The organism is Flavobacterium sp., from assembly GCF_044369455.1.
Classification (GTDB): domain Bacteria; phylum Bacteroidota; class Bacteroidia; order Flavobacteriales; family Flavobacteriaceae; genus Flavobacterium.
The window spans coordinates 1-26,632 of record NZ_JBIPLW010000011.1; the positions used below are offsets into that span (position 1 = coordinate 1).

The window sequence follows — 26,632 nt, forward strand, 5'->3', positions numbered from 1 at the left end:
GGAGTTCCAGTTCCATCAATACTAGAAAAATAATCTCCATTTGTTAATGAAGGTAGTGTATAAGTTTCACAAACAGAAACATCAGGTAAAGTATCAATAGAAGGTTGAGCGAATGTCAACGTAAAACTTAAATTATCGGTACAGTTTGTTCCCTCACCAGTCATTGGAGCATAGATATAAATGGTCGAATTATCATTGATTACTGTTCCGGCTGGAATTACTGTCCCTGTACCGCTTGGTCCAGTGTAATAGTTTCCAATTGGCAATGCTGGCAAGGAATATCCGTTACATTGGGAGATATCTGCAGGTTGCGCAATACCAATAACTACTTCAAAACTATCTTCAGCAGTACAAGGATTTGATCCACTGGTAGCAGCATAAACATATATAGTTTGACTAGTTGTAATAACAGCTCCACTAGCTAATTGAGTTCCTGTACCGCCTGGCGCTGTGAAGTAATTCCCAACAGTTAATGAAGGTAAAGTGTAGGATGAACAATGAAAAACATCTGTTCGAGAACCTACATCTAAAGTGTTTATTATAGTAATATTAAAGCTAGTATCTACCGTGCAAATTGGTAAAGTTGTAGTTGTAAAATAGAAGTAAACTAACTGAGAAGTTGATATAACTGTTCCAAAAGGAATTAGAGTACCACTACCTGTTGGTCCACCTGGTTGTGTATAGTATTTCCCATTAGTTAATGGTGGTAAAGTATAACTACCACAATTTGTTACATCATCTGGTGTGAGATCATCTTCATCAACTATGGTAACTTTAAATGAACTATTAGCAGTACAAGTACCAGGGCCGCCTGGTTGATTGAAAATATAAATTGTTTGTGTTTCAGTAATTATATCACCAGCAAACATAGGTGTTCCACCGCCTCCAATGGCTGTAAAATAATTACCATTTGTTAAAGGAGCTAATATGAATTGATCGCAAACCATGACATCTTGCAGTACATCTACAATTGGTGTTTGATTCACAATTATATTAAAACTAGAAATACTGAAACAGCTTGGGTCACTACTATTTTGAACTCTAACAAAAATAGTTGTACTTCCGGTTAGAAAATAAGTTGGATCTGGAATAGGATTTATACCATTAGTAGCATTGTTTGAAGATGTAAAATAACTAACACTATAAATACTTGGAGATTGAGAACCTAAAATTGTACTAGCTTGTTGTGTTAAATTAACATATGCAGTATTTTGTGAAGCAGTATGACTACATCTTAACATATCTGGTGCTTGATTTGCCAAAGGTGGAGGAGCTAATCGTAATTGAAATGATTTAACCGTAAAACATTGACTGTTTGGTAGCTGAATTCTAAGATAAATTGTTACTCCACCTGGACTATTATACATTAATGGTAATGCATTTGTATTATTGTTAGCATCACTTGGAGTCGCAAAATAGCTAACGGTTGTTCCTGCTTGTAATCCTTGCGTTACAACTGGTGTATTTTGACCTAAATTATAGGCATATGTAGCTAAACCCATATCACATTTATATAGTGTAGTAGGGTTTGGAGAAACTATTTCTGGATAATATTCTACATCGATAGAATCTGTTATAGGAGCACAAGTACTAAATAAATTGGTATAAGTAACAGAATAAGTGCCAGGTAGAGTAACCGTTATGCTTGGACCAGTTTCTGATGGTAGCACTATGTTATTTTTTTTCCAAACAAATGAATAGTTAGTAGCGCTTAAGCCTGTTGTAATCGTTTGATTTGTTCCAAAGCACAATCCAGTATTAGTAGCAATAGTGATGTCTGCTCCCAAAACGTCCTGACCAATATTAAAACTGTCAGAGGATAAGAAAATAGCCGAATCCGATTGTGGGTCAGCTCTGTCAGCAATTACCAATTTTATATGATAAGGTACACCAGCAGTTAAAACAGATGCCGCCGTTAATACTTTAGTTTGACCATTAAAATTAGTAGCAGAATTCGCAGCCCCTGAGCCGCCATTAAAATTTCCAAAATATTGTGGATTTACTGATGAACAAGATGAGTTGTATTGAAAATCTCTAATAGTAACCACAGAAATTGGCAAGTTTGTACTCGGTACTACCGCCAAGTTAGTAGTAACTCCAGTAGATAAATTGGTTAGCAAAAACGCAAATGCATCCGAGTATAAACATTGAAAATTACCATATTCTTCTGAAGCAAAGATAAAATCAAAACTAAAATTTGGAGAAATTGGTGTAAAGTCAAATTCTAAAACCGAAGCATTTTTTGATACCATATTAATTCCTGAGGCAGCCAGCGTTGCTTCGAGAGATGGATCTCCAGGCCAAGTTGTCGACCCCTCATTTAGTAATGAAGTATTTGGTCCTGGTGCATTTAAGATATTTCCAGTACTTAATATAACACCACTTTGCATTGGGAAGTTTGGATTAGAGTTTTGGAAATACCCAATTCCGTTGGATGAACCAAAATTGGTTCCGGTCCTCCATGTAATGTTTGTTGCCGAAACACACGAGGAATTAATTAACACATTATTGACCAATTGTGGTACTGTGTAATTAGTTGAACTTACAGTGATTGGCTGTGAGAAGCCAATGGTGCTAAGTAGGATAGCAGAAAATAGTAATATCTTTTTCATAATCTGGGGATTTTGACAATACAAATATGAATAAATACATCGGTTAAAAGCAAATAAAATCGATGAAATGCATAATAATTTAATTTAAATTTATAATAATCTTACAAAATTATCATTTCAAATATTTTTTTCTTGATTTTTATAAACTTTTCTTGATATTAAAATTCTGCTGTAATGTTTATCTTTGTCCACTTAAATAAAATTAAAATGAAGCTTTCACAAATTCTAACTTTATCAATCCAAAAAGCTTTACAAGATTTATTTGATATTTTAATAGACAAAGTTGAATTTCAAATGACACGTAAAGAATTTGAAGGAGATATTACACTTGTTTTTTTTCCTTTGTTGAAAGTAATTAAAGGTAACCCACTCGAAATTGGAACTAAAATTGGAAACTATCTCGTCGATAATGAAGAAATTGTAATTCGATTTAATGTGGTTTCGGGATTTTTGAATATCGTACTTTCGGATGATTACTATATTACTTTTTTCAATGAAATAAAAGATAACCCAAATTTTGGTGTTGTAGAAATTCCTTCCAACAGTAAAGCTGTAATGGTAGAATATTCTTCTCCCAATACAAATAAACCATTACATCTTGGGCACGTTCGAAATAATTTATTAGGTTACGCTGTTGCAGAAATTATCAAAGCATCTGGGAAAAAAGTCTACAAAACCCAAATCATCAACGATAGAGGAATACATATCTGTAAATCGATGCTCGCTTGGCAAAAATTTGGAAACGGACAAACACCTGAAAGCTCTAAATTAAAAGGAGACAAATTAGTAGGTAATTTTTATGTGAAATTTGACCAAGAATATAAATCTCAAATATCAGAACTTATTACTCAAGGTAAATCTGAGGAAGATGCAAAGAAATTAGCGCCAATAATTCAAGAAGCTCAACAAATGCTTCTCGATTGGGAAGCAGGAAAACCAGAAGTTATAGAACTTTGGAAAACTATGAACGAATGGGTTTATGATGGTTTTGCTCAAACGTATAAAAATTTGGGTGTAGATTTCGATAGTTATTATTATGAAAGTAATACCTATTTGTTAGGAAAAGAAGTCGTGCAGTTCGGATTAGAAAAAGGCATTTTCGAAAAAGATCCCGATGGTTCAGTTTGGATTGATTTAACACCGGATGGTTTAGATCGAAAAATTGTGTTGCGTTCTGACGGAACTGCGGTTTATATGACTCAAGATATTGGTACTGCCATTCAACGTGTGAAAGATTTTTCAGATGTGGGCGGAATGGTTTACACCGTTGGAAACGAACAGGATTATCATTTTAAAGTATTATTTTTAATTTTAAAGAAACTCGGATTTAATTGGGCTGAAAGTTTATTTCACTTGTCATACGGAATGGTAGAATTGCCATCTGGAAAAATGAAATCTCGTGAAGGAACTGTTGTTGATGCTGATGATTTGATGGAAGAAATGACGGTAACCGCTGGAAAAATTGCAGCCGAATTAGGAAAGTTAGACGGTTATTCAGAAGAGGAGAAATCAAAACTTTTCAAAATGATTGGTCTTGGCGCTTTGAAATATTATATCCTTAAAGTAGATCCTAAAAAGCAAATCCTTTTCAACCCAGAGGAATCTGTTGATTTTGCCGGAAATACGGGTCCGTTTATTCAATATACTTACGCCCGAATTCAGTCCATTTTACGAAAGGCAGATTTCGGTTTAGATGTTGCAAACAGCCCAGCAGAACTGCATCCAAAAGAAAAAGAGCTATTAAAACAAATAGCGCTTTATCCTGAAGTAATTCAAAATGCAGCAAACAATCATTCACCAGCCTTGATTGCGAATTATACTTATGAATTGGTGAAAGAATACAATTCGTTTTATCAATCGGTTTCGATTTTGGGAGAAGAAGATTTAACAAAAAAAGTATTCAGAGTACATCTTTCTAAAAAAGTAGCTGAAACTATAAAAGCGGCATTTAAATTATTAGGAATTGAAGTGCCAGAACGAATGTAAATTTTAAAAATTTTAATTTTATTTCATGACAATTATCATAAAATAGCTTTTTTTACGTTTTTATCTTTGTAAACCATATAACTTTACTAATAACTTAAAATAAAATTAATGAAAAGACTACTCTTAATTCCCGCTTTATTTTGCCTATTGATGCTAAACGTAGCATCCATGTGCAGTTCTGATGATAACTCAAGTTCATCAACAGACCCAACACCAGTAATTACTATTGTTTCGCAAGGTACATGGCGTATAACTAGTTATGTTGACTCGGGGACAAATGAAACAAATCATTTTACAGGGTATAATTTTACCTTTGGCGCTTCGAGTGTAGTAACAGCAACAAATGGTACTAATACCTACACAGGAACATGGTCTATCGTAACAGATAGCAGCAATGATGATAATCCAAGTAGTGATTTAGATTTTAATATTGCATTTGCTTCACCTGTTGATTTTGCTGATTTAACAGATGATTGGGACGTTGTATCTTATACTGCCACTACAATTTCTTTAATTGATGTTAGTGGAGGAAATGGAGGTACTGATACTTTGGTATTTACAAAAAATTAAACTTTATTTTTTTATCATTTAAACCATTTCAATATTTTGGAATGGTTTTTTTATTTTACTATTAAACTTCAAAATCAAATCCTTAAATTTGCACTTCATTAAAAGTAAAGTCAGCCTATGTTCAATAATTTAAGCGAAAAACTAGATAAAGCTTTCCATATCCTAAAAGGACATGGAAAAATTACCGAAGTCAATGTAGCCGAAACTTTAAAAGAAGTCCGTCGCGCCTTGCTTGATGCCGATGTTAATTTTAAAATTGCTAAAGATTTTACCACCAAAGTTAAAGAAAAAGCTATAGGCCAAAATGTATTAACCACATTACAACCGGGGCAATTGTTGGTTAAACTTGTGAAAGATGAGTTGACCGAATTGATGGGCGGAGAAGCCACAGGAATAAACCTTTCCGGAAATCCAACTGTGATTTTAATGTCAGGTTTGCAAGGTTCGGGTAAAACTACTTTTTCAGGAAAATTAGCCAATTATCTTAAAACTAAAAAAGGAAAAAAACCACTTTTGGTTGCCTGTGATATTTATCGTCCTGCAGCAATCAATCAGTTGCATGTTGTTGGAGGTCAAATTGGGGTAGAAGTATATTCAGAACCTGAAAATAAAAGTGCGGTCCAAATCGCATTAAATGCCATTCAACATGCCAAATCAAATGGATTTAACGTAGTCATCGTAGATACCGCTGGTCGTTTAGCCATTGACGAGGAAATGATGAACGAAATAGCTAATGTGCATGCCGCAATTAAACCACAAGAAACCTTGTTTGTAGTAGATTCTATGACAGGTCAAGATGCGGTGAATACAGCGAAAGCGTTTAACGACAGATTGAATTTTGATGGCGTAATTCTTACCAAATTAGATGGAGATACCCGTGGTGGAGCTGCCATTTCAATTAAATCAGTTGTCGATAAACCAATAAAGTTTATCGGAACAGGTGAAAAAATGGAAGCTATTGATGTGTTCTATCCCTCGCGTATGGCGGAACGAATTCTAGGGATGGGTGATGTAGTTTCTTTGGTAGAAAGAGCACAGGAACAATACAATGAAGAAGAAGCCAGAAAAATTCAAAAGAAAATTGCCAAAAATGAATTCGGTTTTGACGATTTCCTGAATCAAATTCAACAGGTGAAAAAGATGGGGAATATGAAAGACCTTGTGGGGATGATTCCTGGTGCTGGAAAAGCCCTAAAAGATGTGGAAATAGAAGATGACGCTTTCAAGCATATTGAAGCCATTATACATTCGATGACGCCCAAAGAAAGAAGCAAACCTGCGATTATCGACATGAAAAGAAAAACCAGAATCGCAAAAGGGTCTGGTAGAAAAATTGAAGAAGTAAATCAGTTGATGAAACAATTTGAGCAAATGAGCAAAATGATGAAAATGATGCAAGGCGGTGGCGGAAAGAATTTGATGAAGATGATGGGCGGGATGAAATAGCAAAGAGACGCGATTTATTGCGTCTTTTTTCATAAACAAGACAACAAAAAAAATGAAATTATTAGACGGAAAAAAAATATCAGAAGACATTAAAAACGAAATCGCAGCCGAAGTTCAAAAGATGAAAGCCAATGGCGAGAAAGTCCCTCATTTGGCTGCCATTATTGTAGGGAATGATGGTGCAAGTTTGACTTATGTTGGTAGTAAAGTAAAATCCTGTGAAAGAGTAGGTTTTGAATCTACTTTAATTAAAATGCCCAATACTACATCGGAAACAGAATTACTCAAAAAAATAAAAGAACTTAATGAAGATGATAACATCGATGGATTTATAGTGCAATTACCATTACCAAAACAAATTGACACACAGCACATTATCATGTCCATTGATCCAAGCAAAGATGTAGATGGTTTTCATCCCGAAAATTTTGGAAAAATGGCGTTGGACATGACTACGTTTATTCCGGCAACACCTTTTGGAATCCTAGAATTGCTAGAGCGATATGGTGTGGAGACACAAGGAAAACATACTGTTGTGATTGGAAGAAGTCATATTGTTGGTCGCCCAATGAGTATTTTGATGGGAAGAAAAGGGTTTCCCGGAAACTCAACCGTAACGCTTACACACAGTTATACTAAAAACATTGCCCAAATTACAACACAAGCCGATATTATTATTACAGCACTCGGCGTTCCTAATTACCTAAAAGCAGAAATGATTAAAGATGATGCCGTCGTGATTGATGTTGGAATAACCCGAATAGCTGATGAAAATGACCCGAGAGGTTACCGCATTACAGGTGATGTCGATTTTGATGCCGTTTCTAAAAAAGCATCTTATATAACCCCTGTTCCGGGCGGTGTTGGTCCTATGACCATTGCCATGCTTTTGAAAAATACGTTGTTAGCTCGAGAGCAAAGAAGATCTAGATAATGAAAAAATCCTGAGCTAAAACTCAGGATTTCTTGTTCTTACCGTTTTTATATTGAACCTTTTCAACCACCTGAACTTTTACTACTTGTTTTTTATCTTTTGGATTAAAAGATTTTTTTTGGGAGTTCGTATTTGGTTTAGCTTCACTCTGTTTCCTTTTTGCTTGGGTGAAGTCCGTTTTTGGCTTGAATTCTGCTTTCTGCTTTTCAGCAATATTTTTCTTAACTACTTCCTGGTTTTGCTTGATGACATCCATAGCATTTTTCGGATTTTCTTTAGTGCCACGCAAATGAATTACCAGTCCATTCAAAAAGTTACGCAACACTTGGTCGCCACATTCCATAAAATTTGGATGATCTTCATTACGAAAAAGATTTCCAATTTCGCCTTTTGACATTCTGAAATCAACCAATTCCAGAATTTCTACAATTTGATCATCACGAAGTTGTAAGGCTACACGTAATTTTTTAAAGATATCGTTGTTATTCATAGTATTTTAGAAGTTTCAAAGTTATACAATTCACAATTCACAATTCACAATTCAAAACAGCCAAAGATATGCCTTTTTAAAACCTTCACGCCACAATTTTTCGTTGTGCTGTCCACCTTTGACAATAACTTCTTTGTTGAGTTTTTTACACTCACAACGTTTGGTGTTTACCCATTGCTCCACGTTTTTCATATCCGGAATCATATCGGCATCTCCTTCGTTATCGCCACACAAGAAATAGATTTTAGTATCGAAGTCTTTAGTTTGAGCAAGTAAATCATTAATTTCATTTCGATTAAACCAAAAAGCGGGCGAAAAGCAACCTACTTTTCCAAAAACTTCTGGATATTTTATAGCAGCATAAAAAGAAACCAATCCGCCCAATGAACTACCAAAAACGGCTGTATTCTTAGCGTTAGTTTTGGTTCGGTAAGTGGCATCAATTCTTGGTTTTAAAGTGGTAACAATAAAATCTAAATACGCATCTGCTTTTCCGCCTCCATATTTTGAATGTTGAAACGGTGTTAGTTCCTCCATTCTATTTTCTGTATTTTCAATTCCAATTACAATAACTTTAGCATGGATGCTGTCTAGAGTTTCATCTATGTTCCATTCGCCTGCATAAGAAGTTGATGCGTCAAATAAGTTTTGAGCATCGTGCATATAAATGACAGGATATTTTTTGGCAGAAGTTGTATAACCCTTAGGAAGATAAACCCAAATCTTTTTTGCCGTTTTTAGTTGAGGTATTTCAATTGAAAAAGTAGATACTTGTTTACTTGCGGAAGGTTGTTGGGCATTACTATTTAAATAAAACAGTAATAAAAGCACTAGTAAAATATGTTTCAAAATTGATTTCGTTATGTTTTAGTCTTCGGTTTTTAATTCATCTTTTTTTATTTCTTCAACAGCTGTTTCTTCTTTTTTCTGTTTCTTTTCTTTTTTCTTTGGTTTGCTATCTTCTATTAGAATTTTATATTTTTCCTTTTGTTCCTTGTTTAGATAAGAGTTGACTGTTTTATCTGTTCTTTCCATCATAGATGTAATTTCTTTTGATTTCTCATCATCTGAAATTTCTTTTTTTACAATGATATCAATATTTCTATTGTTTTTATCAATTTCATTTCTAATAGCAATAGTTTGGAGTTCGTCAAGCGTTAATTCTTTTTTTAACTTGTCCATAAATTTATCAAGTTGTTCTGTTTTCTTTTTTTCAATTTCATAAGCTGAAGGTTGAGAAGGCGGCGTATACGTTCTTCCAATATTTCTATTAACACCACCATTTCTATTTGCATTTGGGTCAAAAGCTTGTGATAGTATATTGTAAGATGAGAATAACAATACAATAATAAAAAATTTAATTTTCTTCATTTGTACAAAATTTAATGCTGTAAAATTAACATTTCAAATCAATAATTTTTATCATTTAACAAAATAGTATATTTTAGCTAAAAAATATGCATTTGATGAACAATTATAACGAAAGAATAGCCCTTTTGTCAGAAATGATTTCCTTCTCTGTTGTTGACGGAAGATTGCATGAAAGAGAATATCTTTTCTTATCTATGATCGCCGAAGAACTTCAGGTTAAGAATGATGATTTCAAAAACCTTTTTCATCAAGAAGAATATCCTATAGTTATCAAATCAGAGTTTGAGCGTGTGCAACAATTTTATCGATTGGCTTTATTAATGCATTGTGATGGTGTTTTGCACGAACGCGAACAAAATAAAATTCATGAAATAGGAATTAATATGGGATTAAATCCTCACGCGATAAAACGCGTATTAAAAGCTATGGAAACTTCTCCAACCAAAATGGTATCCGCTGAATTTCTTTTGGAAGTTTTTCAAGAGCAATTGAATTAGGAAGAAGGTACTATTTTCTCAAAAGCGTTTCTAATACTACCTCTAAAAGTTACCTCTCCGCAATAGGTATAGCCTAATTTTTCAAGAATTTTAAGCATTGGAATGTTGTCAAAATTGGTATCTACTTTGATGCTAAAGATGTTATTGTTTACCGCTAGATCTTCAGTAAATAGAAAAATTTTCTGCGCCAAACCTTTCCCTAAATAGTCATCAGAAATGGCAACCCGATGCACTACGACAAAATCGCCATTGGTCAGCCAAGTTCCTTTTAGCTGTTCATAAGCAGGTTCATCATTAAAGAGAATCGCAGCATAACCTGCAAGAATATTATCCAAAGTAATAACATAGCCAATTCCTTTTTCAATATCCTGTTTTATAACGTCCTCATTTGGATAACCATCTTGCCATTGTTGACTTCCATCATTTTTTCTGCGTACAATGGCTTGCTGAATGATTGTCCATATTTCTGCTGTATCTAATGTTGTTGCTTTTCTGAAATTGAAATTCATAGCTTAAAATTGATATCCAATCCTCATTAAAGGTGAAATTTTTGTCCAATTCCATTGATTGATGTGATAATTAATCTCACCATATACGTCTATGTATTCGTTATAATTTTCAGCAAAGACATTTGAATAGCTGATTTGTTGTCTTGATGCTGTTCCATTCGAAACTGTCCGCATAAAATAAACCTGCAATTCCATCGAAACCACGATATTTTTGTAAATAGTGTATTGAGGCTTGATAATAGGCCCAATTCCCATTGAAACGATTGGTCCAATTCTATCATTGACGTTAATTGTCTGATTAGCTATGGGGCTATTATCACTAATCTTTACCTGTTGAATATTGTAATCGTAATCTCCTCTTCCTTTCAAATAATATATAGAGGCCAAATCAAAGCCACAATCTATAGAAAACCTGTCGTTCAAATGTATTCTTTTTGCGATTCCGATAAATAAATTGATATGATTTTGACTGTAATGATCATTCTGATTGAGGATAGATTTATAATCTTCTGCGCTGTTTATGCTTACATGATTACTATGATCTTTACTATTGATAAAGGAAATACCTAACCTTGGTCTGAATACAACATCATTCTGAATTCTTTCATAACTAATGCCAATGGCACTTGAAAACGAATTTGCGGAATTGTTACTATCAACATTAGTATCAATACCGAATAGTGATTCAAAGTCATAAAATGGTTTGACCAAATTGTCTACAGGCTGGTACAATTCTATGCTAAAAGTATTTTTCTTGGTCTTTCGTTTTTCAGAAGTGTTTTGACAAATAACTGTCGAGGCTGATAATAAGGATACTAGGAGTAAAGTAACGGATTTTGTTTTCATAAGGGAAAGAGATTAGTTTGGATTATAACTGTAACGCAAAACATAGTAATTTATTATAATTTTCCCACAGAGTCATTAAATTGAAGCAGTGACTTAAATCGCGATCGTAATTTAGATCGTCTGTAATTTATCCTGCAATGCTTTAATCTCATCTCTCCATCTTGCTGCTTGCATAAAGTCTAACTCTTTTGCCGCTTTTTCCATTGCTTTGCGTGCTTCACGGATTTTCTTTTCTATTTCGGGTTTCGATAAGTATAAGCTTTCCGGTTCAGCCGCTTTGGCAATTTTGTCTTCATAGTATTGGGTTGAAACGGAATTATTCCCTAACGCACTTCCTAAACTTTTATTCAAAGCTTTTGGTTCCAATCCATGTAAAGTATTGTAAGCAATTTGTTTTTCGCGACGGTAATGGGTGTCGTCCATGGTTTTTTGCATGCTGTTGGTAATTTTATCAGCGTACATAATCGCTTTTCCGTTGACGTTTCTGGCAGCACGACCAACGGTTTGTGTTAAAGAGCGATGACTTCTCAAGAAACCTTCTTTATCGGCATCCAAAATGGCTACCAATGATACTTCTGGTAAATCCAAACCTTCACGGAGTAAGTTCACACCAATCAAAACATCAAACAACCCTTTGCGTAAATCCTGCATTATTTCTACACGTTCCAAAGTATCTACATCCGAATGGATATAACGGCATCTGATGGAAACTTTGGTTAAATATTTGGTCAGTTCTTCTGCCATTCGTTTAGTTAAAGTCGTAACCAAAACTCTTTCGTCTAATTCACATCGTACTTGAATTTCTTCTATCAAATCATCAATTTGATTCAAACTCGGGCGCACTTCAATTATTGGGTCTAATAATCCTGTAGGTCGAATAACTTGTTCTACATAAATACCTTCTGATTTTTGTAATTCATAATCGGCAGGCGTTGCCGAAACATAAATGACTTGATTTTGCATGCTTTCAAATTCTTCAAACTTCAACGGACGATTGTCCATAGCAGCAGGTAATCTAAAACCATATTCAACAAGGTTCTCTTTTCGACTTCGATCGCCGCCATACATGGCATGCACTTGCGAAATCGTAACGTGACTTTCATCGACTACCATCAGAAAATCATCCGGAAAATAATCTAACAAACAGAAAGGACGAGTGCCAGGAAGTCGTCTGTCTAAATAGCGGGAATAGTTTTCAATTCCAGAACAATAGCCCAACTCGCGTATCATTTCCAAATCAAAATTGGTACGTTCTTCCAAACGTTTTGCTTCCAAATGTTTGCCAATTTCTTTGAAATAATCGACTTGCTTTACCAAGTCTTGTTGAATGTCCCAAATCGCGGCTTGTAAAACATCGGGTGATGTCACAAACATATTCGCAGGATAAATATTTAGTTTTTCGTAGCGTTCCAAAACCTTAGAACTTTTAGCATCAAAAGCTTCAATTTCTTCAATTTCATCACCAAAAAAATGCACCCGATACGGTTCATCGGCGTAACTCGGAAAAATATCAACAGTATCTCCTTTGATTCGGAAATTTCCAGGTGTAAAATCATCTTCGGTTCTCGAGTATAAACTCTGTACCAAACGATGTAATAACTTGGTTCGCGAAATGATTTCGCCTTTTGCAATTGACACAACGTTCTTTTGAAACTCAACTGGATTCCCAATTCCATACAAACACGACACCGAAGAAACCACAATAATGTCACGACGACCTGAGAGTAGGGCAGAAGTAGTGCTCAATCGTAGCTTTTCTAATTCTTCATTTATAGATAAATCTTTTTCGATGTACGTTCCCGTTACCGGAATAAAGGCTTCCGGTTGGTAATAGTCGTAATACGAAACAAAATATTGCACCGAATTGTTTGGGAAAAATTGTTTGAACTCAGAATATAATTGCGCTGCTAATGTCTTATTATGCGCCAAAACCAAAGTAGGTTTATCTACTTGCTGCACTACATTAGCAACCGTAAATGTTTTTCCAGAACCAGTAACTCCAAGTAGGGTTTGGTATTTTTCGCCATTAAGAATACCCGCAGAGAGTTTCTCGATAGCTTGCGGTTGGTCACCGGTAGGTTTGTAATCGGATACGACTTGGAATTTCATTTTTTGGTTGGCTAAAGGACAAAGTTACAAAGTTAAAAGCATACTTTACTTTACTTTTAACTTTGTACTTAACAATAACCAATTCTTATTTAAACTGTAGTGCCAACGTTATAATATGCGAGGATAACCCATCATTTCTGGTATAGTATCCGTATCGAAGGTCTAAACTATGAATTCGTTTAATATTAAAAATTCCCTTATTGCTATCCACAATATGATAGTCTAATCCAATCATATTGCTAGTGAACTTTGACAAGTCATAATCACTTGTGTAAAATTCATTAGTCAGCTGATGTTGATTTTTGGCATCAAAATATTTCGCTTGACTTTGATGGTAGAAACGATATGGTATAGCTATGGATGAGAATTCGGTAAGTTTATAACTTGGCTCAAAACTAAAAGTATGCGAATTTATATTCCAATTGTCATAATAGTATCTGTAGAATGTTCGCAATACAATTTTGTCATTCAGGTAATAATTACCTCTAATTCCAACTGGAATTTTAAATCGGGTACTGGGAAGTTTTTCCGAACGAACCGAAAGGTCTTCAAAATAGACACGGTTGAATTTAGTTGCTAACAAACCTTCTTGATAGCCAATGTCTGCAAGTATGGCAATTTGGAACTTTTTATTAATGACTTGAGATAATGTTAATCCTAAATTATAGGAATTCCTTGGCTTAGAATCATTATTTCTAGCATCAGTATCAGATGGATTATTCCTCAGTTCTATGGGCAAAATGACTTTCCATGTGTCAAAAAATGCCATTCCTCTAACAGAAAACTCACGGTTATTATCTTTGGATGTTTTAGCAAAACCTACATTGGCTCCAATAGAGAAATAATCATATTCGGCCGAGAAAGAAACGCCACCATTATAAACTGTTTTTTTCTCTTCATTAGCATAGCTATAATTCGCAGAGGGATAAATACGAATATCTTGATACGATGCAGAGGAAACGGTATTTGGATCAATTTTATCGGATGAAGCAGAAGTATAACTGTCAATGCCAACATTAATATCTAGTGAATGAATGTTGTTTTTTTTATCTCTTTTAGACAAAATAACTTCAAAGTTTGTAGCGATATCGGTTAATTTTTCTGTTCCTTCACCTCCAGTTACAGCCGAGTTATCTCCGTCTTGAGTATAATAACTTGAAATGAAATTAATCTCTTCAATTTTTAGTTTCTGCTTTTTATAATTGCTAGAAACACTATCATTTTGTGCTTTACTATGATGGGTAAATAAAAAAGCCAAGCATGCTGCTGTAATAATTCTTTTTTTCATTTTAAATTAAATTAATTACAACCACATCCACCGCCAGTTTTTCCGCCATTAGCGCCAGAACTAGCTTCTCGGTACAATTGAAAAGTGTTTTCAAATTTTTCCGTTTTTTTTGCCGTAAGTACCATTTCAGCATCATTAATTTTTGCTTTTTGATACTCTTTAACGGTACTACAGGCGTTTAAAGAAAGTAGTGCTATAGCAATAATAAACTTTTTGTTTATAGCTAATAAGTTCACTTTTTTTAGAATCTTAAATTTCATAGGTTTTTAGTTTATGGTTATATTATTTGAAAAATAGGTTTTGTCGTTATCATCAATAATGATACAACCAATGGTTTTTAATTGATTTATAAAATTCATTCCAACTTCAATACCCATAACAGTAACCGGTGTTGCCAATGCATCGGCTATTTCTGCATTTTCAGCCAAAATAGTGACACTTTTTATTCCTGATATTGGGTAACCTGTTTTCGGATCAATAGTATGTGAATACCGTTTGTTGTTAATGGTGATAAACTTTTCATAATTACCAGATGTTGCTACTGCTTTATCGGTAATTTTGAAAGTAGAGAATATTGATTTTCTTTGGTTTGGGTCAGCCACACCGATAGTCCATGGGTCACCATTTTCTTGATATCCCCAGGCAGTTAAATCTCCCGAAGCATTTACAATTCCATTCATAACATTATTTTCAATAAGTTTTTTCTTTGCCATTTCTGCGGCATACCCTTTACCGATTCCACCAAAACCTATGCGCATTCCTTTATTTTTTAAAAAAACAGTTTTGTCTTCCTCATGGAGTACTATATTTTCATAATTGATTAGTTCTACTGCTTTTTTCGCCACTTTAGGTTCAGGAAGCGAAGTCATATTTAAATCAAAATTCCAAAATCTTTTGTCTAAGCTGCCATAACTGATATCAAAAGCACCTTGAGTTATTTTAGAAATAACTTGACATCTTTTTATCAATTGGAAGACTTCTTCATCCACTTTAACTGGAGAAATACCTGCATTTTCATTTATTTTATAGGTAATACTTGTATCTGAAAAGGTAGTTAATAACGCTTCAATTCTTTTTATTTCTTGGATAGCAATTTCAAAATTCTCAAGGGCATTGTATTCGTTTTCATCAATTAAAGTGAACTCAAATTGATTTCCCATTAACCGTATGTTTTTTTTGAATTGCATACTAATTCGCAATTATTTTATTTCATTAATAAACTCATCAATGGTTTTAGAGGGCAATTCTTCCCATCTTTTTATAATAGTTCCATTTTCATTTATGAGGATGATTAAAGGGAAAATTCCTTTTGGATTGAATTTTTCAGCAAGTTTTTCATTTTCTAAAGTTTGTTCTTTAGACAATGCATTTTTTTTCTGTTTAGGGAAATCAGCATTGAAAACAACTAAATTATTAGTGGCAAATTCTTTAAAACTTGGATTTTCAATAAAGTTTTTTTTGAATCGAACACAAGGTGAACACCAATCAGAACCTGAAAAAAAGAATAATACTTTCTTATGTTCTTCTTTTGCTTTACTAATAGATTGATCTAGAGTTGCAGTTTGTTGGGAATACGTTGAATAACTTAATAAAATGAATAAAATTACAGGGAAAGTTTTCATAAAACAGAGGCTAAATATTAGAATAAAAGTAACCTATTTTAACAATTGTTGAACTTTTACATTCTTAAATTTAGATTAAGATTAAAACAACACTTTTTTGAAGTATAAAAATTAATCCCAGCATTCCATTAATAACAAATCTCCATCTGTATGGGTAATTGCAACAATACCATCTTCAATCACATGATTACTACTGCCAGTTCGGTAGCCAATGGTTAAATCTTCATTATTTAGTGAATAAAAAAGATTTTGAGTTGTAATTCCGATGACTTTTCCAATTGGAATTAAGGAAAGAATGGTTTCAGCAGTGTACCATTTTTCAAAAATATTAGGAAGTAAATACACCTTAGAATGGTCATCTAAAACAACAATTTTCAATTGGTTACGGTAGGCAACGATATTGGTTAAATTGGTAATGGTATGATCTGCGCGTCTTCCGGTTGCCCAGATAACATTCGCTGCTTTATGTCCTTTTTCGATGAGATAATCAAATGCTTTTTCCAAATCGGTTTTATCCTGATTTGGAGAATATACAATTTCTAATGGATATTGTTTTTCTTTATAATAATTGGCATCAAAACCTCTATCGAAATCGCCTAAAAGCACGTCAACTTTTATTCCTAATTCTAAAACGCGCTCAATAGCCGAATCTAAAACAATAACTAATGGTGACCATTCCAACAACTGGCCTAATAATTCTTGAGAACATACTTCACCATTTGCTATAATTAGTGCTGGTTCTTGGTCGTCGCGAACGATATGATGTGAAGACATTTTTTACGAGATACTTAGATTTTAAAAGTAAATAATACTTCTTTCTCCATACTTCTTTTTCGAATTATTCTACAATAATATATTCTTTAACCTCGGTTTTGCTTAAGCGGAAATACCCAAGAGCAAAATTATCGAAATTGGTTTGGTTTACGACATTTCCTCTAACAGTTGATGTTGGTGTAGAAAACGGCCCTGCACTGTTGGTTCCTGTTTGTGCCAGAAGGATATTCATGTAGTTGTAATAATTTCGTGTGACACCGTTTAATGTGAATTTTAAAGTATCACCCGTTTTTAAATCTTCACTGAAATACAAACCAAACATCTCGTTGTTTTGAAAAAAGCGATCTTCTAAAACGCCGTATTCTGGTATCACTTTATAAGGATCATCAATTCTTAAGAAGTATTGATTGGTTTCGTTTTGTAAGTCATTAAAAAAGAATTTTACTTCTTTTTCATTGCCAAGAATACCGCCATCATTTACTTGCTCAACTCTTGTAACTGCTGGAGTATTTAAAAGCGCTTCCGTAGAAGTATAGGTTTCACCGAGATAAATAACAGTCAAAGTATAATTTTCACCAACTACGGGAATAAAATTATAACATTTATAGGTTCCAGCCGTTCCATCTTCTGTAAAAGTAAATACTTGACTGCTGCTATTAGTGATAAAAACTGTGGCTCCAGAAACGGTTGGAATTGTATTGGAGAAATAACCAGTTGTGGTTGATAATTTTACTTTTTGTTCGTTACCGTTGGTTTCAGCATACCAATTAATTGACGCTTCAATAACCAATCGGGGTTCGCCTGTAGCTAAATCTATATCGATAACTTTTTCACAAGAAATAAATAAAAAAAATAGTAATAGTACTATAATGTTGGATGTTTTCATAATTTAAAATTTAATGTTATACGTTGCACTTGGAACTATTCCAAAAATGGATAATCGTAGGGCTTCATTTGAAGCAGTTTCGTCATTTTGTCGGAAAGTTATGGATGCAGCATTTTGCCTGTTATAAAGATTATAGATTCCAAAAACCCATTCGGCTTGCCATTTTCTTTTTTTGTTTTTGTGAGGTGTTAAAGTTGCTGAAACATCTAAACGATGATAGCTTGGTAGATTGTTTTCATTTCTGGAACTATAATTTGGAACTGTTATACCTTCATATTCATATTGTCCATTAGGAAAAGTTACAGGTTGCCCTGTTTGGAAAATCAAATTAGCACTAAACCGCCATTTTTCTGTCCATTTATAATTAGCTACGATAGCTAGATTATGCAATTTGTCAAAACCTGTTTTATACCAATCGCCATTATTGATTCCAGTTTCTACAGCTGTTCTGCCTTCAACTTTTTGTTCCGTTCTCGAAAGTGTATAGGATAGCCAGCCTTTAAAACGTCCTGTGTTTTTTCTGAATAAAACCTCTAGTCCATACGCTCTTGCTTGACCGTTTAGAACGACACGTTCTATAGCCTCGTTTGCTATTAAATTGGCGCCATCAATATAATCGACACGGTTTTTTATTTTCTTAAAAAAGGTTTCTAGTTCTAATGAAAATTCATCATCTTTTATATTTTGAAAATATCCCAAAGCGACTTGATCTAATAATTGTGGTTTTAAAAAGTTGTCACTTGGAGCCCATACATCTAGAGGTGTTGGCGATTGTGTATTAGAAATTAGATGCAAATATTGTGACATTCGGTTATAACTCGCTTTTATAGATTGGTTTTCATTAATGGTATACGAAATGGCAAATCTCGGTTCCAAATTATCAAACTTGGCAATGGTTTTATTTTTTCCATAACTGATTGTTCCTGTTGGTTCAGCACTTTCATAGATTAAAAAATCGGGATTGAAAATTACAGGTTGATTATCGGCGTACGTATTCAGCGTTTGATTTCCAAGTCTTAGAAATGAACTTACTCTTACTCCATAAGAGATTGCAATTTTATTAGAAATTTGATGTTCAGCATCAATATAAATAGCATTTTCAAGGGCATATTTTTTATCCAATTGGTCGGCATTTATTCCGGAATCTGCGCGCGTTGGTTCTATTTTACCTGGATTAAAATCATAATAATTTGAATTGATTCCATATGTTAATTTTAGTTTATCACTCAGATAATGCTTAAAGTCGTATTTGATGTTATAGTTTTTGATTCCACTATCCCAATTGAACCCAATGATGTCTAATTTAAGACCATAATAATAATCAGAATATATTACCGATAAATTTGAAAATAATTTATCAGAAAATAAATGGTTCCATCTAAAATTTACAACTGTATTTCCATAGGTATTTACAAAGCTATCATCCAATTGAAATACATCGCGACCAAAATAACCCGAAAGATAGATGTTGTTTTTTTCGTTTAAAGAGTAACTCAATTTAGTATTTAAATCGTAGAAGTAAGCCAAGTTTGGATTGTCAATTAGTTTTAAAAAAAGATGTGCATACGAAGCTCTGCCTGCCACTACAAATGAACCTTTTCCTTTTACAATTGGACCTTCGGCTAACATTCTACTTGAAATTAATCCAATGCCACCATTCATATGAAAATCATTTTTGTTACCCTCTTTTTGATAAATATCTAAAACAGAAGATAACCTTCCGCCATAACGCGCTGGAATTCCACCTTTATAGAGCTTTAAATCTTTAATAGCATCTGGATTGAAAACGGAGAACAATCCAAAAAGATGTGAGGAATTATAAATAGTAGCTTCGTCTAATAAAACTAAATTTTGATCGGCACCACCACCACGAACATTAAATCCCGATTGTCCTTCTCCAGCATTAGTTACTCCGGGTAAGGTTAAAATAGATTTGATAATGTCAACTTCACCAAATATTACAGGCATTTCTTTAATTTCTTGAATGGTGAGTTTATTAACGCTCATCTCCGGTTTTCGGATGTCAACTCTTTTCTTATTATCAACAATAATAACTTCTTTAAGCAATTGACTTGATTCTGCGACTAAAAAGTTTTTTTTGATATTGGCATTTAAACTAACTTTTTCCTCGATAGCTTGGTATCCAACATAACTGATGGAAATTGTATATTCTCCTTTTGGCAGCGTGATAGAATAAAAACCATATTCATTAGTTGAGATTCCTGTCTTGGTTTCAAGAATAAAAACGTTCACACCAATAAGGGTTTCTTTTGTTTTGAGATCTGAAATTGTTCCGCTTAAGGTATATTTTTCCTGTGAAAATGAAAAGATTGAAACAAAAAGTAACAAGAGAAGTATATTTTTTTTTTGCATGGAATAGATTGTTTTTTTGAATTGTGCTTTCGACGCCTAAAGATACTATTTGTTACTTGCAATTTTGTTAAGCTAGGGTTAAATTGGAACAATTTTTGATAAAAAATTAAATACTTTTACAACCTAAACAATTGGTACATGAAAGCAGCTTTTGCTTTATTATTTTTAATATTCTTTTGCTTTAATGGTTTTTCACAATTTGAAACACCTAAAAGAACTCTAAATATTGCTCCAGTATCAAATCCAAAAGGAGCAGTTTCTCCAACAAGTTCAAAGTCCATAACTTATCCTAGCATTTTTGATAAAAAAGATAAATTATCCGAAAGTGTTTCATTATTAAAGAAGAAACCAGATGACGAGAAAAGTATCTTTGAAAAAGAGCAATTCGCAAGTCCAGTAAAAGAGTACACCGATAAAATGAATAATCAATTAAAAACAGAAGGATTTACAAGAGAAAATGTAAGCAGTGATATGTTTTTAGGAGAGTTTAAAATCTTTACAGAAAAATTGACTATTTCATGTAGAGACAATTCAGCTATTGATGGAGATGCAATTTGTATTTGGGTAAATGGAGAAAAAGTAAATCCAGTAGTTGAATTACAATCAGGTTTTAAAAGCTATACCTATACTCTGAAAATGGGGTTAAATAACATTCAAATAGAAGCCTTAAATGTTGGCGAAGTGTTTCCGAATACGGGACAATTTGGATTTTTTGACGGTAATGAAAAAGTAGTTACTATTCAAAACTGGGATTTGAATACGGGTTACAAAGCCATTGTAAAAATATATAGGACAGAGGGGTTAGATGAAAAGAAATAAAAAGGCGACCAAATGGGTCGCCTTTTTAAATTAAAATATATAGTTAAAATTTATCCAAGTTTAGCATCTAAGTTTTCTTTGATAGCTGCAAGAAAACCTTCGGTTGTTAGATAATCAGCATCAGTTAAACCTTCAGTTTTTACTAGCATGGCTAAATCTTTAGTCATTTTTCCACTTTCAACAGTTTCTACACAAACTTGTTCTAGTTTCAAACAAAAATCAATTAATGCTTGATTCCCGTCAAGTTTACCGCGATGTTCCAGTCCTCTTGTCCAAGCAAATATTGACGCAATCGGATTTGTAGAAGTTGCTTTTCCTTTTTGATGTTCTCTGTAATGACGCGTTACCGTTCCGTGTGCGGCTTCCGCTTCAACCGTTTTTCCGTCTGGAGTAACTAAAACAGAAGTCATTAATCCCAATGAACCAAATCCTTGTGCAACGGTATCCGATTGCACATCGCCATCATAATTTTTACAAGCCCAAACAAATCCGCCATTCCATTTCATGCACGATGCCACCATGTCATCAATAAGTCGGTGTTCGTAAATCATCCCATTAGTTTCAAAATCTGTTTTGTAATGTTTTTGATATACTTCTTCAAAAATATCTTTGAAACGTCCATCATATGCTTTCAAAATGGTGTTTTTCGTAGATAAGTATAAGGGCCATTTTTTGGTCAAAGCCATTTGAAAAGAGGAATGTGCAAAACCATAAATACTTTCGTCAGTATTGTACATTGCCATAGCAACACCATCACCTTCAAAATCATAAACTTCCCAAGTTTTAGTTTCACCAGTTTCATTAGTAAAACTCATCGTCAGTTTTCCTTTCCCTTTTATTACAGTATCGGTAGCTTTGTATTGATCTCCAAAAGCGTGACGTCCAATAACGATAGGTTTTGTCCAACCTTGAACGTAACGAGGTACGTTACTCATTATTATTGGCTCACGAAAAACAGTTCCTCCGACAATATTTCGAATAGTTCCGTTTGGTGATTTCCACATTTTAGAAAGGTTGAATTCTTTTACGCGCTCTTCATCTGGAGTAATGGTGGCACATTTAATTCCAACATTGTATTTTTTAATGGCTTCTGCTGAATCAATTGTGATTTGGTCTTTTGTCGCTTCTCTATTTTCAATACCTAAATCGTAGTATTTAATATCTAAGTCGAGATAAGGAAGAATAAGTTGTTCTTTAATAAAGTTCCAAATAATTCGAGTCATTTCATCGCCATCCAATTCTACCACCGGATTGGCTACTTTAATTTTTACCATATTCTTGGATTAGTTTTAAATTTTTGCGGAAACAAATATAATTAATATGTGATGAAGTCCGTTCATAACCCAGTCTAAATTAATTGAATTATCATATTGTTAATTAAACATTAAAAAAGTGCTAATTTGATAAAATATAAGGTTTAAATTGACAAAATAAAAAAAGTCCCGGTGAAAACCGAGACTCTCCTTATAAATAGAAAGTTTAGAATTATCTTCTTCTTTCTTTGATTTTAGCTTTTTTACCAGTAAGTTCTCTAAAGTAGTAGATACGAGCTCTTCTAACTTTACCTCTTTGGTTCACTTCTACTTTTTGTAAAGCAGGCATGTTAACTGGGAAGATACGCTCTACACCAACTGCACCGGACATTTTACGGATTGTAAAAGTTTCTGTAATTCCTGCACCTTTTCTTTGGATTACAACTCCTTTGAAAAACTGAGTTCTTGTTTTTTCACCCTCTTTAATTTCGTAGTAAACGGTGATGGTATCACCAGCACCAAATACGGGGAAATCTTTTTTTGTTGATAATTCGTTGTTAACGAAATCTACTAAATTTGCCATTTTTTTTAAATATTATGGTTTTGAATTTGAGCAACATTCACGGTTTTCGCCAGAGGTTAGTCAAATGTGGGGGCAAATTTAAGTAAAAAAGTTTAGAAAAAGTTTAAAAGTTTAGAAAAAGTTTAAATTTGTTTGTTGCTTAAACTAAATTAAACAATTTAAACCATATTAAACTATTCTTCAAGTAAATCCGGCCTTCTGTTTTTAGTATGTTCATAAGCCATATCTTCTCTCCATTTGTCAATTTTAGCAAAATGTCCACTAGTTAAAACTTCGGGTACTTTCCAACCTTTGTAATCAGCTGGACGAGTATAAATTGGTCCAGACAGCAGATTATCCTGAAAACTATCTGTCAATGCTGAGGTTTCATCGCTCAAAACACCAGGAATTAATCGGATGATTGCATCGCAAAAAACAATGGCACCAATTTCTCCTCCCGAAAGCACATAATCGCCTATAGAAATTTCTTTGGTAATCAAATGATCGCGAACACGCTGGTCAACACCTTTATAATGTCCACAAAGAATGATTACGTTTTCTAGCATCGACATTGAATTTGCCATTTTTTGGTTTAAAGTTTCCCCATCGGGCGACATATAAATAATTTCGTCGTAATTTCTTTGACTTTTCAAATGGGCAATACAATCATCTATGGGTTGGATATTCATTACCATTCCGGCGCCACCACCAAAAGGATAGTCATCAACCGATTTCTGCTTATTAGTCGTAAAATCTCTCAAATTATGAAAATGGACTTCCACCAATCCTTTTTCAATAGCTCTTTTCATGATAGACGCTTCGAAAGGGCTTTTCATTAATTCGGGTAAAATGGTGATGATATCTATTCTCATTCGGCTAAGATAAATATTATTTTTTTGTAGCTTCGATGGAAAATACCATCGGGATTTTATTGCCTAAATGTTTAATTCTAAATTTTCCTTTTTCAAATTCTTCTGTTTGATTGAAACAATTATAGGGCGAATAATCATATTCATTAAAAGAATTGATTTCTAAACCAGATTGAATTAATGCGTTTAAAACCTCACTTGTTGGATGATTCCATGTAATAGTTTTAGTTTCTATTTTGGAATTTTTATCAGCATAAGTTCCAGATTCTAATTCAATTATGGGCTCGATATTAAAATAACTATAAAAAACTTTTTTAAAATCATTGTCAAACATCCAAACAACTGGATGAAAATCAGCCATAATAAATTTTCCTTTTGGCTTTAAAAAATGAGAAACGACAGCGGCCCATTTATCTATATCGGGTAGCCAGCCGATGGTTCCGTAACTAGTGAAAACAATATCAAATTTTTCGTCAAGATGGTTTGGAATGTCATAAATATCACAACAAATAAATGTGGTATCAAGATTTAGTTTTTCCGAAAACGCTCTTGCCTTTTCTATGGCTTTGTCTGAAAAATCAATTCCAGTAGCTTTTGCTCCAAGTCTAGAAAAAGTCATTGTATCTTGCCCAAAATGACACTGAAGATGAAGTATTCTTTTATTGTTTAAATCGCCCAAAAGAGAAAGTTCAATTGAATTTAAAGTTGATTTGCCTTCCAAAAAACTTTTGTTATTATAAAATTCAGATTCAATGTGAATAGCTGTTTTGTTGTTCCAAGTTTGCTTGTTGGTTTTTAAATAATCGAAATCATTTTTCATTTGTAGATAATTATTGTTTTTTTATTGGTCATATGGAATCACCTTATCTTCATTGGTGTTTGTTTGCAACAAACTTGTTGTTAATGGTGATTTCATAATGAGAAAGTTTAAACCCCAAATTGTTTCAAATGATGATCTAAGTGTTTGTATGATATTATTCCCCATTCCTCGGCAGTCATTGAGCCAAAAAAAGGATGTTTAAAATTTTGAATAACCGAATTTCCTTTCTTTTCAAAACTTTGAATTTGATTTATCAATAGCTGTTTTTCTTTTTCAAATTCGGGATTATTGGTAATTATAAACTTTTTGTCGGTAGGTAGATTTTTTCCAAATTCTTTGTTTAAGAATTTCTTTTTCATCATGTTACCTATTACTATTCCAATCAAGCTTCTTTTTACCTCGAGTTTTCCTTCCGATACCAATAGCGGTTGTTGACAATGCACTATCATTTGCGAAACATTCATTTTTCCCCAAAGTGCTTTACTTTCTGGTGTTAATTGATTTATTCTTGAAATGATAAAACCGTTGTCCGATGAATTGAAAATAGTACTCATATTATAGTTTTTCGGTCACCAAATTTACAATATTAAATAGTACCTTTGCACCACATTTTTTAAAATTTTAGTTATGGAAAACGGAATATACGCTAAATTCAACACTTCAAAAGGTTCGGTTTTAGTAAAATTAACACACGATTTGACACCAGGAACAGTTGGAAACTTTGTTGGATTGGCCGAAGGGCAATTGGAAAATTCAGCACGACCAATGGGAAAACCTTATTATGATGGTTTAAAATTTCATAGAGTTATCCCAGATTTTATGGTTCAAGGTGGCTGTCCACAAGGAGTTGGAACGGGTAGTCCAGGATATAATTTTGATGATGAATTTCATCCGACTTTAAAACACGATAAACCAGGTGTTTTGTCGATGGCAAATTCAGGTCCAGGTAGTAATGGGTCACAGTTTTTTATTACACATGTCCCAACGAATTGGTTAGATAACAAACATACTGTTTTTGGAAATGTGGTTGAAGGACAAGATGTTGTTGAGGCAATTGCTCAAGGTGATTTGATTGAAAGTATTGAAATTATCAGAGTAGGAGAAGAAGCTCAAAAATGGAACGCTATCGAGGCCTTTAGAACTTTTGAAGGTTCACGTGCTAAAAGAATAGAAGAAGCCAAAAAACAAGCCGAAGCTGCCATGGAGAAATTAGCCGCTGGTTTTGATAAAACCGAAAGTGGTCTTCGATACAAAATCATTCAAAAAGGAAATGGGAAACAAGCAGAAGCAGGAAAAACAGTTTCGGTTCATTACACAGGACAATTAGAAAATGGCAAAACATTTGATTCATCGTATCCTCGCAAAAAGCCAATTGAATTTCCATTGGGAAAAGGAAACGTAATTGAAGGTTGGGATGAAGGCATTGCTTTGTTAAAAGTGGGCGACAAAGCGCGTTTTGTAATTCCGTCTTATTTGGGATATGGTTCCAGCGGAGCAGGAGGTGTAATTCCACCAGACGCCACTTTAGTTTTTGATGTAGAATTAATGGATGTAAAATAGTTAACTTAATTTTTGATTAGGATATAATCCCAACAGTTCGCTGTTGGGATTTTTTTATACATTTACTTAAACCAAAATTAAATTTTTATGAAAAAAACAATCCTCCCTGCCTTGGTTATTTTTATTCTTGTATCGTGCAAGTCTAAAAAAGTAGTAACGGAAAATAAAACAGCAATTGAAACCACAACAACAGTTTCAGGTGAAATAAGTATGGCGGATAGGATAGCACAAGGCGAATCAATTTTTCAAAATAAATGTGGTAACTGCCATGATTTACCAAAGGTAAAAGATCATACTCCAGAAAATTGGAAATCAATTATGCTTCGTATGCAAAAAGCAGCTGAATTGTCAGATGCAGAAAGAGAATATGTCTACAATTATATTGTAATGCAATAAATGATTCAAATTAGTATTCTTTAAAATGGGTGCTATTTTT

General features: G+C 33.6%; 27 protein-coding genes. 8 read left to right on the top strand and 19 right to left on the bottom strand.

What is annotated here, in order from left to right:
* A partial coding sequence (locus ACIQ2L_RS10600; RefSeq protein WP_396158563.1) for a choice-of-anchor L domain-containing protein occupies positions 1-2,612 on the bottom strand: 2,612 nt, incomplete at its 3' end.
* Positions 2,613-2,819: 207 nt separating this feature from the next.
* On the opposite strand from ACIQ2L_RS10600, the gene argS reads away from it, so the two are divergent.
* From argS to ACIQ2L_RS10620, 4 genes are all read left to right on the top strand, one after another.
* Complete coding sequence (argS, locus tag ACIQ2L_RS10605; RefSeq protein ID WP_396158565.1) at positions 2,820-4,598, top strand: arginine--tRNA ligase; 1,779 nt, start codon at positions 2,820-2,822, stop codon at positions 4,596-4,598.
* Positions 4,599-4,706: 108 nt separating this feature from the next.
* Complete coding sequence (locus ACIQ2L_RS10610) at positions 4,707-5,168, top strand: hypothetical protein (protein WP_396158567.1); 462 nt, start codon at positions 4,707-4,709, stop codon at positions 5,166-5,168.
* A gap of 117 nt (positions 5,169-5,285) precedes the next feature.
* The gene (gene ffh, locus ACIQ2L_RS10615; RefSeq protein ID WP_396158569.1) at positions 5,286-6,614 is read left to right on the top strand and encodes a signal recognition particle protein; all 1,329 of its coding nucleotides are present in this window, start codon (positions 5,286-5,288) and stop codon (positions 6,612-6,614) included.
* Positions 6,615-6,666: 52 nt separating this feature from the next.
* Positions 6,667-7,548 (top strand): bifunctional 5,10-methylenetetrahydrofolate dehydrogenase/5,10-methenyltetrahydrofolate cyclohydrolase, encoded by an 882-nt coding sequence (locus tag ACIQ2L_RS10620; RefSeq protein WP_396158571.1) that lies wholly within the window; start codon positions 6,667-6,669, stop codon positions 7,546-7,548.
* A gap of 22 nt (positions 7,549-7,570) precedes the next feature.
* Here the strand turns inward: ACIQ2L_RS10620 and ACIQ2L_RS10625 are convergent, their stop codons facing one another.
* From ACIQ2L_RS10625 to ACIQ2L_RS10635, 3 genes are read right to left on the bottom strand one after another with little or no spacing between them, the layout of a single operon-like run.
* A complete protein-coding gene (locus tag ACIQ2L_RS10625; RefSeq protein WP_396158573.1) occupies positions 7,571-8,038 on the bottom strand; it encodes a DUF1456 family protein in 468 nt (155 codons plus the stop codon).
* Positions 8,039-8,089: 51 nt separating this feature from the next.
* Positions 8,090-8,887 (bottom strand): alpha/beta hydrolase, encoded by a 798-nt coding sequence (locus tag ACIQ2L_RS10630; protein ID WP_396158575.1) that lies wholly within the window; start codon positions 8,885-8,887, stop codon positions 8,090-8,092.
* An 18-nt stretch (positions 8,888-8,905) separates the two neighbouring features.
* Entirely contained in the window at positions 8,906-9,409 is a 504-nt protein-coding gene (locus tag ACIQ2L_RS10635) for a hypothetical protein (RefSeq protein WP_396158577.1), read from the bottom strand.
* A gap of 95 nt (positions 9,410-9,504) precedes the next feature.
* Between ACIQ2L_RS10635 and ACIQ2L_RS10640 the strand changes: the two genes are divergently transcribed.
* Positions 9,505-9,906: an excinuclease ABC subunit B gene (locus tag ACIQ2L_RS10640; RefSeq protein ID WP_396158579.1), complete on the top strand. Its 402-nt coding sequence runs from the start codon at positions 9,505-9,507 to the stop codon at positions 9,904-9,906.
* On the opposite strand, the gene ACIQ2L_RS10645 is transcribed toward ACIQ2L_RS10640, so the two are convergent.
* The 10 genes from ACIQ2L_RS10645 to ACIQ2L_RS10690 form a co-directional block, all read right to left on the bottom strand.
* Complete coding sequence (locus ACIQ2L_RS10645) at positions 9,903-10,415, bottom strand: GNAT family N-acetyltransferase (protein ID WP_396158581.1); 513 nt, start codon at positions 10,413-10,415, stop codon at positions 9,903-9,905. The genes ACIQ2L_RS10640 and ACIQ2L_RS10645 overlap by 4 nt on opposite strands.
* 3 nt (positions 10,416-10,418) lie before the next feature.
* The gene (locus tag ACIQ2L_RS10650; protein WP_396158583.1) at positions 10,419-11,261 is read right to left on the bottom strand and encodes a hypothetical protein; all 843 of its coding nucleotides are present in this window, start codon (positions 11,259-11,261) and stop codon (positions 10,419-10,421) included.
* A gap of 111 nt (positions 11,262-11,372) precedes the next feature.
* Positions 11,373-13,370, bottom strand: coding sequence for an excinuclease ABC subunit UvrB (gene uvrB, locus ACIQ2L_RS10655; RefSeq protein WP_396158585.1), 1,998 nt, complete (start codon positions 13,368-13,370; stop codon positions 11,373-11,375).
* An 85-nt stretch (positions 13,371-13,455) separates the two neighbouring features.
* Positions 13,456-14,658 (bottom strand): DUF3570 domain-containing protein, encoded by a 1,203-nt coding sequence (locus tag ACIQ2L_RS10660; protein WP_396158587.1) that lies wholly within the window; start codon positions 14,656-14,658, stop codon positions 13,456-13,458.
* A gap of 11 nt (positions 14,659-14,669) precedes the next feature.
* Entirely contained in the window at positions 14,670-14,918 is a 249-nt protein-coding gene (locus tag ACIQ2L_RS10665; RefSeq protein ID WP_396158589.1) for a DUF4266 domain-containing protein, read from the bottom strand.
* A 6-nt stretch (positions 14,919-14,924) separates the two neighbouring features.
* Positions 14,925-15,818, bottom strand: coding sequence for an FAD:protein FMN transferase (locus ACIQ2L_RS10670; RefSeq protein WP_396158591.1), 894 nt, complete (start codon positions 15,816-15,818; stop codon positions 14,925-14,927).
* A 39-nt stretch (positions 15,819-15,857) separates the two neighbouring features.
* Complete coding sequence (locus tag ACIQ2L_RS10675) at positions 15,858-16,280, bottom strand: thioredoxin family protein (RefSeq protein ID WP_396158593.1); 423 nt, start codon at positions 16,278-16,280, stop codon at positions 15,858-15,860.
* Positions 16,281-16,391: 111 nt separating this feature from the next.
* A complete protein-coding gene (locus tag ACIQ2L_RS10680; RefSeq protein WP_396158595.1) occupies positions 16,392-17,054 on the bottom strand; it encodes a thiamine diphosphokinase in 663 nt (220 codons plus the stop codon).
* 64 nt (positions 17,055-17,118) lie between these two features.
* Complete coding sequence (locus ACIQ2L_RS10685) at positions 17,119-17,940, bottom strand: DUF4249 family protein (RefSeq protein ID WP_396158597.1); 822 nt, start codon at positions 17,938-17,940, stop codon at positions 17,119-17,121.
* A 3-nt stretch (positions 17,941-17,943) separates the two neighbouring features.
* Positions 17,944-20,313, bottom strand: a complete 2,370-nt coding sequence (locus tag ACIQ2L_RS10690; RefSeq protein ID WP_396158599.1) for a carboxypeptidase-like regulatory domain-containing protein — start codon at positions 20,311-20,313, stop codon at positions 17,944-17,946.
* Between the two features lie 138 nt (positions 20,314-20,451).
* Here ACIQ2L_RS10690 and ACIQ2L_RS10695 point away from each other — a divergent pair, with 138 nt between their 5' ends.
* A complete protein-coding gene (locus ACIQ2L_RS10695; RefSeq protein WP_396158601.1) occupies positions 20,452-21,132 on the top strand; it encodes a hypothetical protein in 681 nt (226 codons plus the stop codon).
* A 50-nt stretch (positions 21,133-21,182) separates the two neighbouring features.
* On the opposite strand, the gene ACIQ2L_RS10700 is transcribed toward ACIQ2L_RS10695, so the two are convergent.
* The 5 genes from ACIQ2L_RS10700 to ACIQ2L_RS10720 form a co-directional block, all read right to left on the bottom strand.
* Positions 21,183-22,406: an NADP-dependent isocitrate dehydrogenase gene (locus ACIQ2L_RS10700; RefSeq protein WP_396158603.1), complete on the bottom strand. Its 1,224-nt coding sequence runs from the start codon at positions 22,404-22,406 to the stop codon at positions 21,183-21,185.
* Between the two features lie 211 nt (positions 22,407-22,617).
* Positions 22,618-22,968 carry a 50S ribosomal protein L19 gene (gene rplS, locus ACIQ2L_RS10705; RefSeq protein ID WP_396158605.1) on the bottom strand — a complete coding sequence of 117 codons (351 nt, stop codon included), beginning with the start codon at positions 22,966-22,968 and terminating at the stop codon, positions 22,618-22,620.
* Positions 22,969-23,141: 173 nt separating this feature from the next.
* Positions 23,142-23,819, bottom strand: coding sequence for a tRNA (guanosine(37)-N1)-methyltransferase TrmD (gene trmD, locus ACIQ2L_RS10710; protein ID WP_396158607.1), 678 nt, complete (start codon positions 23,817-23,819; stop codon positions 23,142-23,144).
* Between the two features lie 16 nt (positions 23,820-23,835).
* Positions 23,836-24,636, bottom strand: coding sequence for a class I SAM-dependent methyltransferase (locus tag ACIQ2L_RS10715; protein ID WP_396158609.1), 801 nt, complete (start codon positions 24,634-24,636; stop codon positions 23,836-23,838).
* A gap of 107 nt (positions 24,637-24,743) precedes the next feature.
* Positions 24,744-25,190: a DUF1569 domain-containing protein gene (locus ACIQ2L_RS10720; RefSeq protein ID WP_396158611.1), complete on the bottom strand. Its 447-nt coding sequence runs from the start codon at positions 25,188-25,190 to the stop codon at positions 24,744-24,746.
* 73 nt (positions 25,191-25,263) lie between these two features.
* Between ACIQ2L_RS10720 and ACIQ2L_RS10725 the strand changes: the two genes are divergently transcribed.
* Positions 25,264-26,196 carry a peptidylprolyl isomerase gene (locus tag ACIQ2L_RS10725; RefSeq protein WP_396158613.1) on the top strand — a complete coding sequence of 311 codons (933 nt, stop codon included), beginning with the start codon at positions 25,264-25,266 and terminating at the stop codon, positions 26,194-26,196.
* A gap of 87 nt (positions 26,197-26,283) precedes the next feature.
* A complete protein-coding gene (locus tag ACIQ2L_RS10730; protein ID WP_396158615.1) occupies positions 26,284-26,592 on the top strand; it encodes a c-type cytochrome in 309 nt (102 codons plus the stop codon).
* The last annotated feature ends 40 nt before the right edge of the window (positions 26,593-26,632 follow it).

Bases quoted from the DNA above. Each gene is read 5' to 3' on its own strand.
- argS (WP_396158565.1), top strand. From the start codon at position 2,820: ATGAAGCTTTCACAAATTCTAACTTTATCAATCCAAAAAGCTTTACAA.
- ACIQ2L_RS10610 (WP_396158567.1), top strand. From the start codon at position 4,707: ATGAAAAGACTACTCTTAATTCCCGCTTTATTTTGCCTATTGATGCTA.
- ffh (WP_396158569.1), top strand. From the start codon at position 5,286: ATGTTCAATAATTTAAGCGAAAAACTAGATAAAGCTTTCCATATCCTA.
- ACIQ2L_RS10620 (WP_396158571.1), top strand. From the start codon at position 6,667: ATGAAATTATTAGACGGAAAAAAAATATCAGAAGACATTAAAAACGAA.
- ACIQ2L_RS10625 (WP_396158573.1), bottom strand. From the start codon at position 8,038: ATGAATAACAACGATATCTTTAAAAAATTACGTGTAGCCTTACAACTT.
- ACIQ2L_RS10635 (WP_396158577.1), bottom strand. From the start codon at position 9,409: ATGAAGAAAATTAAATTTTTTATTATTGTATTGTTATTCTCATCTTAC.
- ACIQ2L_RS10640 (WP_396158579.1), top strand. From the start codon at position 9,505: ATGAACAATTATAACGAAAGAATAGCCCTTTTGTCAGAAATGATTTCC.
- ACIQ2L_RS10645 (WP_396158581.1), bottom strand. From the start codon at position 10,415: ATGAATTTCAATTTCAGAAAAGCAACAACATTAGATACAGCAGAAATA.
- ACIQ2L_RS10650 (WP_396158583.1), bottom strand. From the start codon at position 11,261: ATGAAAACAAAATCCGTTACTTTACTCCTAGTATCCTTATTATCAGCC.
- uvrB (WP_396158585.1), bottom strand. From the start codon at position 13,370: ATGAAATTCCAAGTCGTATCCGATTACAAACCTACCGGTGACCAACCG.
- ACIQ2L_RS10660 (WP_396158587.1), bottom strand. From the start codon at position 14,658: ATGAAAAAAAGAATTATTACAGCAGCATGCTTGGCTTTTTTATTTACC.
- ACIQ2L_RS10665 (WP_396158589.1), bottom strand. From the start codon at position 14,918: ATGAAATTTAAGATTCTAAAAAAAGTGAACTTATTAGCTATAAACAAA.
- ACIQ2L_RS10670 (WP_396158591.1), bottom strand. From the start codon at position 15,818: ATGGGAAATCAATTTGAGTTCACTTTAATTGATGAAAACGAATACAAT.
- ACIQ2L_RS10675 (WP_396158593.1), bottom strand. From the start codon at position 16,280: ATGAAAACTTTCCCTGTAATTTTATTCATTTTATTAAGTTATTCAACG.
- ACIQ2L_RS10680 (WP_396158595.1), bottom strand. From the start codon at position 17,054: ATGTCTTCACATCATATCGTTCGCGACGACCAAGAACCAGCACTAATT.
- ACIQ2L_RS10685 (WP_396158597.1), bottom strand. From the start codon at position 17,940: ATGAAAACATCCAACATTATAGTACTATTACTATTTTTTTTATTTATT.
- ACIQ2L_RS10690 (WP_396158599.1), bottom strand. From the start codon at position 20,313: ATGCAAAAAAAAAATATACTTCTCTTGTTACTTTTTGTTTCAATCTTT.
- ACIQ2L_RS10695 (WP_396158601.1), top strand. From the start codon at position 20,452: ATGAAAGCAGCTTTTGCTTTATTATTTTTAATATTCTTTTGCTTTAAT.
- ACIQ2L_RS10700 (WP_396158603.1), bottom strand. From the start codon at position 22,406: ATGGTAAAAATTAAAGTAGCCAATCCGGTGGTAGAATTGGATGGCGAT.
- rplS (WP_396158605.1), bottom strand. From the start codon at position 22,968: ATGGCAAATTTAGTAGATTTCGTTAACAACGAATTATCAACAAAAAAA.
- trmD (WP_396158607.1), bottom strand. From the start codon at position 23,819: ATGAGAATAGATATCATCACCATTTTACCCGAATTAATGAAAAGCCCT.
- ACIQ2L_RS10715 (WP_396158609.1), bottom strand. From the start codon at position 24,636: ATGAAAAATGATTTCGATTATTTAAAAACCAACAAGCAAACTTGGAAC.
- ACIQ2L_RS10720 (WP_396158611.1), bottom strand. From the start codon at position 25,190: ATGAGTACTATTTTCAATTCATCGGACAACGGTTTTATCATTTCAAGA.
- ACIQ2L_RS10725 (WP_396158613.1), top strand. From the start codon at position 25,264: ATGGAAAACGGAATATACGCTAAATTCAACACTTCAAAAGGTTCGGTT.
- ACIQ2L_RS10730 (WP_396158615.1), top strand. From the start codon at position 26,284: ATGAAAAAAACAATCCTCCCTGCCTTGGTTATTTTTATTCTTGTATCG.